Origin of the sequence: Mesorhizobium sp. M0166, assembly GCF_040322255.1 — a bacterium.
In the GTDB taxonomy this organism is placed as follows: domain Bacteria; phylum Pseudomonadota; class Alphaproteobacteria; order Rhizobiales; family Rhizobiaceae; genus Mesorhizobium.
On record NZ_JAMYTD010000082.1, the window covers coordinates 1 to 7018 of the forward strand.

Annotated in this window: 10 protein-coding genes and 1 pseudogene; 7 read left to right on the forward strand and 4 right to left on the reverse strand. The window is 62.4% G+C overall.

The annotated features are described in order from the left end of the window. Positions 1-224 precede the first annotated feature (224 nt). Positions 225-656: a DoxX family protein gene (locus NKJ46_RS34175; protein ID WP_352671688.1), complete on the forward strand. Its 432-nt coding sequence runs from the start codon at positions 225-227 to the stop codon at positions 654-656. Positions 657-875: 219 nt separating this feature from the next. On the opposite strand, the gene NKJ46_RS34180 is transcribed toward NKJ46_RS34175, so the two are convergent. The 3 genes from NKJ46_RS34180 to NKJ46_RS34190 form a co-directional block, all read right to left on the reverse strand. Further along, positions 876-1181, reverse strand: coding sequence for a hypothetical protein (locus NKJ46_RS34180; protein WP_023675713.1), 306 nt, complete (start codon positions 1179-1181; stop codon positions 876-878). Between the two features lie 73 nt (positions 1182-1254). After that, positions 1255-1467, reverse strand: a complete 213-nt coding sequence (locus NKJ46_RS34185) for a hypothetical protein (protein WP_352671690.1) — start codon at positions 1465-1467, stop codon at positions 1255-1257. 281 nt (positions 1468-1748) lie between these two features. Next, positions 1749-2576 carry a class I SAM-dependent methyltransferase gene (locus tag NKJ46_RS34190; protein WP_352671693.1) on the reverse strand — a complete coding sequence of 276 codons (828 nt, stop codon included), beginning with the start codon at positions 2574-2576 and terminating at the stop codon, positions 1749-1751. Positions 2577-3087: 511 nt separating this feature from the next. Between NKJ46_RS34190 and NKJ46_RS34195 the strand changes: the two genes are divergently transcribed. From NKJ46_RS34195 to NKJ46_RS34220, 6 genes and pseudogenes are all read left to right on the forward strand, one after another. After that, positions 3088-3495: a hypothetical protein gene (locus NKJ46_RS34195; protein WP_352671696.1), complete on the forward strand. Its 408-nt coding sequence runs from the start codon at positions 3088-3090 to the stop codon at positions 3493-3495. A gap of 3 nt (positions 3496-3498) precedes the next feature. Next, on the forward strand, positions 3499-3903 hold the full coding sequence (locus tag NKJ46_RS34200; protein WP_352671698.1) for a hypothetical protein: 405 nt from the start codon (positions 3499-3501) through the stop codon (positions 3901-3903). Between the two features lie 79 nt (positions 3904-3982). Beyond that, positions 3983-4534: a terminase large subunit domain-containing protein gene (locus NKJ46_RS34205; RefSeq protein WP_502903500.1), complete on the forward strand. Its 552-nt coding sequence runs from the start codon at positions 3983-3985 to the stop codon at positions 4532-4534. Positions 4535-4659: 125 nt separating this feature from the next. Continuing rightward, positions 4660-5423 (forward strand): annotated as a pseudogene (locus NKJ46_RS34210) (phage terminase large subunit family protein); the annotation flags it as partial. Between the two features lie 84 nt (positions 5424-5507). After that, positions 5508-6590 carry a methyltransferase gene (locus NKJ46_RS34215; protein ID WP_352671700.1) on the forward strand — a complete coding sequence of 361 codons (1083 nt, stop codon included), beginning with the start codon at positions 5508-5510 and terminating at the stop codon, positions 6588-6590. A 66-nt stretch (positions 6591-6656) separates the two neighbouring features. Next, positions 6657-6794 (forward strand): hypothetical protein, encoded by a 138-nt coding sequence (locus NKJ46_RS34220; RefSeq protein WP_352671703.1) that lies wholly within the window; start codon positions 6657-6659, stop codon positions 6792-6794. Positions 6795-6810: 16 nt separating this feature from the next. On the opposite strand, the gene NKJ46_RS34225 is transcribed toward NKJ46_RS34220, so the two are convergent. After that, positions 6811-7018, reverse strand: a 208-nt coding sequence (locus NKJ46_RS34225) for a hypothetical protein (protein WP_352671706.1), incomplete at its 5' end; no start/stop codon positions are given.

The following is a 7018-nucleotide window of genomic DNA, read 5'->3' on the forward strand; positions in this document are numbered from 1 at the left end:
TCAACCCTCCTTCGGCTTTTCCGGCCGAAATAGAATCGAGCTTCGCCGCAAAGCGCAACCCAGATGTGTGAATGCGATAGCACTTCGTGAGGGAGAGGAACCCAATCCTGCAAGGCCTTCTCGCCCCGCGCTTGTATCTCTCAGGTTTTTCGGGGGATGATGTCGGGCTTGCGGCTGGTGGTGCGTCCTTGGGGCACAACCATCGTAACTCTTGGGAGGACATCATGACCTTGGAAACCGCTCAATCAACCGTTCAGTCGCCGTGGCAGACCGCGACAATCCTTATCGCCCGCCTGATCTTCGCTGCCGTCTTCCTGATGGCCGTGATCTTCAAATTCGTCGATATCGGCGCCACCGCCGGCTATATCGCGGCGGCCGGGTTTCCATTCCCGCTGTTCCTGGCCTGGTGCGCAGCCCTGCTCGAGGTCGTCCTCGTTCTATGCTTCCTGACGGGCGCCTTCTTCTCCTGGGCAGCACTCGTCGCAGGCGCCTATGTGCTGTTCCTGGGCTTCGCCTTCCACGGGCCGTCGCACTGGGCCGGCAACCAGGCGGAGTTCGGCTTCTTCGTCGATCACTTCACCTTCCTGGCCGGGCTGCTGTTCGCCGCCGTGCACGGGCCGGGCCGCGTCCTGGCGCTGAGGCTTGGCAGGGGGTGATCCGGAATTTCGGATCCGGCGTTCCCGCAAAGGCGCTCAGAAGGGTGGCTGCGACAATGGCGGTCGGGTCTATGACCGCGACCAGGGCCAGATCGGCAGCACGATCCGCACCAGCATCGTCGTGACGATCGAGAGCGGCCGTGATCAAGATCCTGCAGGGGCGCTAGCCTGCCGGCCTGGCGCGTCGTCCCGATAGCGGCGGCAGTTCTGATCGCTGCGTCACATCTGGTCGTTGTAAGGTTCCTTGATCTGGCCGACCATGCGCGCCAGTTTCGAGAAGGACGGCATGTCCGTCTCCGGCTGACATTGGTTGGCCAACTCCAGCAGTCGGATCGGGAAGTTGACGGCGTCGCGGCTCGACGCCGACATGCCTTCAGACCTTTCCTCGTTGGTCTCGCTGGCTTCGGCCTTGCGCAATGCGATGTCGATCTCCTCGACGGAGAGCACGCCCTTGCGGACCAGCACCTGATTGATCGATGCGATGGCCATAAGCAGGCCTTCGAGTTGCAGATTGGCGACGTTCATAGCTTTGCTCCCATTGGCTAGGGTTCAAACGCGCCAGCGCGCGTTGCGATCCAGTGTGGGACGGCGGCCAGGTCTACGACCGGTCGGGTGGCGATGGCTCCGCGGCGTTCTTGGCCAGGCGAGCGTCGATGTCGCTCAGCTTCTGCGCAATGGCCTCGAGAGCCGCGACTGACCCGCGCTGAACGCGCAGGAGTTTCATGACGAAATAGCCGAACACCCCGAGCATCAGAACCATCGGGAGCCAGCTGATAATAATGCCGAGCGGAGAGCTCGAACCGTCTTCCATGTCGAGACCTTGATTCCCCGCCCTCAACCAAGGCGTGCAGCAAAGCATTGAATTGACAACGCAACAAGCCGGTTCCGGCCAAAATTTCTATTGCCGGTCGAAGGAACGAATTCAAAATGGTCCGCGCGGCGCCACCAAAGCGAGCAGGCGAGGGGTATTCTCACATTTTTTCGCGTCTCAGGTGAATTTTGTTCTTGCTTTGTGCCGGCAGCTATGCTACTAGTTTGGGTATGGTGCTAATTGGCTCCAAGGACCCGCCCGCCGAGGCGGGTTTTTTTGTTTCAGGCCGGTTTGGAGACGATCACGGCGAGCGAGGCGAGCTTTCCGTCACTCAGGCTTCGGATGTAGTTGCGGCGGCGCTGCAGGAATTCCGTGCCCATTACGACTTCATTTGCCTGCTGCTGGGCCGGCGAGGGCACGATGCCGGAATTGGCTCTCTTCAGCGCCAGCTCGACATGTTCGCCGGTTTCGTCAACGATTTCGTCGATGTGAAATCCGGCACCGACAAACAGGGTTTTCAAGGTTTCCCGATCGGCGAGGTGACTGGTCGCGGGTGAAACCGCCCATGGCACGGGATAGTATGGCTCGCCACCGGCGAGCACGGCTTCGGTCCAGATCAGCCTGCCTCGCGGTTTCAGCACGCGCCAGGCCTCGTCGATGACCGCGGCCTTATTCTCGATGTTCATGCCGACATAGAAGCAGATCGCCGCATCGAAGGTGCTGTCGCCAAAAGGCAGTTTCGTCGCGTCGGCCTGATGGAAGCGAACCTTGTCAGACAATCCGCTGAGTGCGGTCAGTCGGCTCGACGCGGCGACAAAGGCTGGTGTCAGGTCGATGCCGTCGACCTCGCAGCCGTAGGTCGAGGCCAGAAACCTTGCCGGCCCGCCAATGCCGCTGCCGATATCCAGGATTCGATCTGTCGGCAAAGGAGCAAGACGGGCCGCATGCTCCTGCGTGGCGGTCAGTTCGCGGCCATGGAACTGATCGAACGGATAGAGTTGCGCCGCCCCGAGTTTGCCGGCCGGGTCGGCGTCCGGGATCGCGGCCAATATGCGATCGACGATGCCGTCGCTGCCCTCGCTGCCGTAGTGACTGGTGACATTGCCCATGACGCGTCCCCCTCAAGCGCAACCACCATCCCATCAACGCAAGTCTCACGCAATGCCCGCCTTTTCGCCCGCTTTCCAGCCGTTCACCGAGGGAGGTGTGAGGTCGTCAGTCATTTTTTTGCCGCCGCGCCACATTTTGTTCTTGCTTTGTGCCGGCAGCTATGCTACTAATCTAGGTATGGTGCTAATTGGCTCCAAGGACCCGCCCGCCGAGGCGGGTTTTTTGTTTCAGGCTCCTTTTCGATCGAATGATGTGCGTGCTGCCGGCTGTAAGTCGGCGGGACAGCGCCCCCCTCTGTCCTGCCGGACATCTCCCCCACGAGTGGGGAGATCGGCAGCTTGGGCGACAGCACTTTTTTGCATCCTACAAAATTGGCGAAAGCGGTGATGACAGCCAATCTCCCTCCTTGTGGGGGAGATGTCCGGCAGGACAGAGGGGGGCGCGACGGAACGCGACCCCGACGATCCTCAGATTAACGCGCCCCCGTGCGCCCACTTCAGAGAAGCCCCCATGTCCAACCGTTACGCCACCATCATCACCGACGATGACGGCCGAGAGGTCGTCAGCGCCATTGGCGAGTTCGCCGGCGCCGCACCCTATGCCCGCCATGGCCGCTTCGAGCAGGTCGCAGCCGGCGTGCGGATCGGCATGATGCGTGGCGGTACCGTCGATGCGGTCGGCGGCTTCGGCTTCCCGTCGGGAGCACTCGACGGCAAGGCGATGGCAATTCTCAGGGCAAGGCTGAATGCCTTGCCTGACGCCGGTGCGATGAAGCCCGGCAGGACGACTGATGCGAGACCGGCAAGCCAGCTGCGGAAGCCGAAGTCGGCACGCGCCGGCAAGAAGGCGAAGCCGCGCAGGCGCATCGTGCGGCCGGCCAACAAGAAGCCGGCGATCTCCGCCGGGAAGGCGGAGTAGGGCATGGCCAGGGCCCCTTCCGCCGGCGATCCGCAGCCGCACGATCAAGCACCCGGCAAGCCCGGCCGAACCAAGCGCGCGAAGAAGACGCTGGCCGATGGTTTCCTAGAGGCGATCCGCGCCGATTTTCGCGCCCATGGCGCCGGCGTCATCGCTGAGGTGCGCGCCGAAAAGCCCGACCAGTACCTGAAGCTGGTGCTGTCGGTGCTGCCCAAGGATCTTAGTGTCAACATCAACAATCTGGATGCATTGAGCGATGACGAAATCAGGCAGCGCATCCGCGGCCTCGAAGCCGTCCTCCGGCCGTTTCTCGAAAGACAAGGCCCCGCAAAAGGCCTCGCACAGCCGGGCGGCAAGGAAGGAATATCTCAGCCTGCTGGCGGAGCTGGACCGGAGGCGCCGCACTAACCAGCTTGCCGCCTATCGGCCTTATCCCCGACAGGCCGAGTTCCACGCCGCCGGCGCGACCAATCGCGAGCGCCTGTTCATGGCCGGCAACCAGCTCGGCAAGACCAGGGCCGGCGGCGCCGAATGGGCGATGCATCTCACCGGCCGCTATCCTGATTGGTGGCAAGGCAAGGTTTTCGATTGTCCGGTCCGGATGTGGGCGGCCGGCGTCACCGGCGAAAGCACGCGCGACAACCCGCAGCGCATCCTGATCGGCCCGCCGCAGCAGCAGGCGGCCTGGGGCACCGGCATGATCCCGGCCGACGCGATCCTCAGCACAATGGCGGGGCGGGCGCCGGGTGCGCTCGACAGCGTCGTGGTGCGCTGGGGCGGCGGTGGCGACGTCCAGGCCGATGAATCGGTGCTGTCGTTCAAGAGCTACGAGAAGGGCCGCGAGAAATGGCAGGGCGAAACGCTGCACGGCGTGTGGTTCGACGAGGAGCCGCCGCTCGACATCTATTCCGAAGGCCTGACCCGTACCAACGCCACCGGCGGCATCACCATCGTCACCTTCACGCCGCTGCTCGGCATGTCGGACGTGGTGCTGCTGTTTTTGTCGGCGGAGGCGGTTGGAGGGATGGGGAAGGGGTGACAGGGCTGCGAACTCGTACAACTCGCGTTCCTTCGCGCCCCCCTCTGTCCTGCCATCGGAAAAAGTGCTTTGACGAACAGCAGCATACGTCCAACGCCTGCCACCACGATTCAAGCTGCGAAGGTGAGAAACAATGACCCGCCACGTCACCTTCATGACAATCGACGACGCCGAACACTATACCCCGCAGCAGCGCGCCGAGATCATTGCCGCCTATCCGGCGCATGAGCGCGAGGCGCGGGCCAAGGGCATTCCGGTGCTCGGCTCCGGTCGCATCTTTCCGGTGGCCGAGGAGTTGATCGCCTGCGAGCCGTTCCGGCTGCCGCGCTATTGGCCGCGGCTGGGCGCCCTCGATTTCGGCTGGGACCATCCCTCGGCGGCGGTCGAGCTCGCCTGGGATACGGAGGCCGATGTCGTCTATGTCACAAAGGCCTGTCGCGCCTCGCAGCAGACGCCGGCCATGCAGGCGCTGACGCTGAAACCGTGGGGCGAATGGCTGCCCTGGGCATGGCCGCGCGACGGCCGCCGCGAGACGCTGGAAGGGGCGGGCACCGCACTTGCCAGGCAATATTCGGCACATGGGCTGAACATGCTTGCCAGCCATGCGCAGTTCGCAGACGGTTCGGTCTCGGTCGAGGCCGGGCTGATGGAGATGCTCGACCGCATGCAGAGCGGCCGCTTCAAGGTGTTTTCGACGCTTCTGCCGTGGTTCGAGGAGTTCCGGCTCTATCACCGCCGGGACGGCCAGGTGGTGAAGCTGCGCGACGATTTGATGGCGGCGACCCGCTACGGCGTGATGATGCTGCGGGAAGCGGTGGTCGACCCGGCGGTGTTCAAGGCCGCGCGGCGAAAGGCCGGGCAGGCCGATCCGCTGGGGGCGTTTCGGTGAGGGGCAGCCAATAGCGCGTTCGATGCGCTTCGGTTTTAGATTAGAAGCTAGTGAACTTCGGCGGATTTGGTGTAGCATTAAATGATGACGGGACGCATCGGCGTGGCTCCACGGATGCATTCACCCGTTGGGGAGGCTCAGATGCAAGACGGAATTTCTCCAGACCAGATATTGCACATCGGCTTTGGGTTCTGGCCAGCCAAGACTTTGTTGAGCGCCGTGGAATTGGGGCTCTTCTCACTGCTGGCGGACGGCCCCAAGACGGGCCTTGAACTGCAAGGCGCCATGGGCCTGCATCCGCGCGCAACGTATGATTTTCTCGACACCCTTGTCGCGCTCGGATTGTTGCAGAGGGACGGCGCTGGTGAAACCGGCAAATACGGCAATACGCCATCGACCGGATTGTTCCTGGTCAAGCAAAACCCCCAATATATCGGCGGGATACTCGAGATGGCGAATGCACGCCTCTATCGGTTCTGGGGTGATCTCACATTGGCGCTACAAACCGGAAAGCCTCAAAACGAGATCAAGGAGACAGGCAAGTCCATGTTCGGCGAGCTCTATGCGGACCCGGCGCGGCTGGAACAGTTCATGGACGCGATGAGCGGCATCTCCATGGGCAATTTCATCGCGTTCGCCGAGAAATTCGACTTTTCCAAATACAAGACGCTGGCCGACATTGGCGGCGCAACCGGCCAGCTTTCGGCCATCGTCGCGTCGCGGCATCCGCACATGCAATGCCGGACGTGCGATCTCGCGGACGTGCGGCCAATCGCCGAACGGCGTGTAAGGGAGCACAACCTCACCGGCCGGATCACCGCCGAGACGATCGACTTCTTCGCGGACGAATTTCCCAAGGCAGACATTATCACAATGGGAATGATCCTTCACGATTGGAACCTGGAGAACAAGAAGATGCTGATCGCCAAGGCCTATCGTGCCTTGCCGGCCGGCGGTGCGCTGGTAGCCATTGAGAGCATCATCGACGATGATCGCAGGCAAAACGCTTTCGGGCTCATGATGTCACTGAACATGCTGATCGAATTTGGCGAGGCGTTCGACTTCACCGGCGCCCAGTTCACCGCGTGGTGCAAGGAGGCAGGGTTCAGTCGCTGCGAGATTATTCCGTTGGCGGGACCCGCCAGTGCAGCGGTAGCTTACAAATAGCGGTTTTGCACCCACGCGCAGTTTTGCCGTGGTTCGTCCGGCTCTATCACCGTAGGGAGGGCAAGGGTGAAGCTGCGCGACGATTTGATGGCGGCGACCCGCTATGGCGTGATGATGCTGAGGGAAGCGGTGGTCGACCCGGCGGTGTTCAAGGCCGCGCGGCGGAAGGCCGGGCAGGCCGATCCGCTGGGAGCGTTTCGGTGAGGAAGCGCCGAAAAGCTTAGCCGGCCTCCTTAGCCCATTCGCCGCCACTGCCGTGATAGGTCTCAGCCGAGAGCAAGAAAACTTGTGCGCAGGTCGTGCAGCGAAAGCGGTAAAGAAGCAGATCGTCCCATGGTCCATTCGTAAGCGCGTAGCTGATGCCGTTCAGCGCTGGTAGTTCCAAGGCATGAGCGCCTCGATATCGCTGTTTGGCCAGCCATTGGCGA

Excerpts from the sequence above, each read along its gene's own strand:
- NKJ46_RS34175 (WP_352671688.1), top strand. The coding sequence starts at position 225 with ATGACCTTGGAAACCGCTCAATCAACCGTTCAGTCGCCGTGGCAGACC.
- NKJ46_RS34180 (WP_023675713.1), bottom strand. The coding sequence starts at position 1,181 with ATGAACGTCGCCAATCTGCAACTCGAAGGCCTGCTTATGGCCATCGCA.
- NKJ46_RS34185 (WP_352671690.1), bottom strand. The coding sequence starts at position 1,467 with ATGGAAGACGGTTCGAGCTCTCCGCTCGGCATTATTATCAGCTGGCTC.
- NKJ46_RS34190 (WP_352671693.1), bottom strand. The coding sequence starts at position 2,576 with ATGGGCAATGTCACCAGTCACTACGGCAGCGAGGGCAGCGACGGCATC.
- NKJ46_RS34195 (WP_352671696.1), top strand. The coding sequence starts at position 3,088 with ATGTCCAACCGTTACGCCACCATCATCACCGACGATGACGGCCGAGAG.
- NKJ46_RS34200 (WP_352671698.1), top strand. The coding sequence starts at position 3,499 with ATGGCCAGGGCCCCTTCCGCCGGCGATCCGCAGCCGCACGATCAAGCA.
- NKJ46_RS34205 (WP_502903500.1), top strand. The coding sequence starts at position 3,983 with ATGGCCGGCAACCAGCTCGGCAAGACCAGGGCCGGCGGCGCCGAATGG.
- NKJ46_RS34215 (WP_352671700.1), top strand. The coding sequence starts at position 5,508 with ATGACGGGACGCATCGGCGTGGCTCCACGGATGCATTCACCCGTTGGG.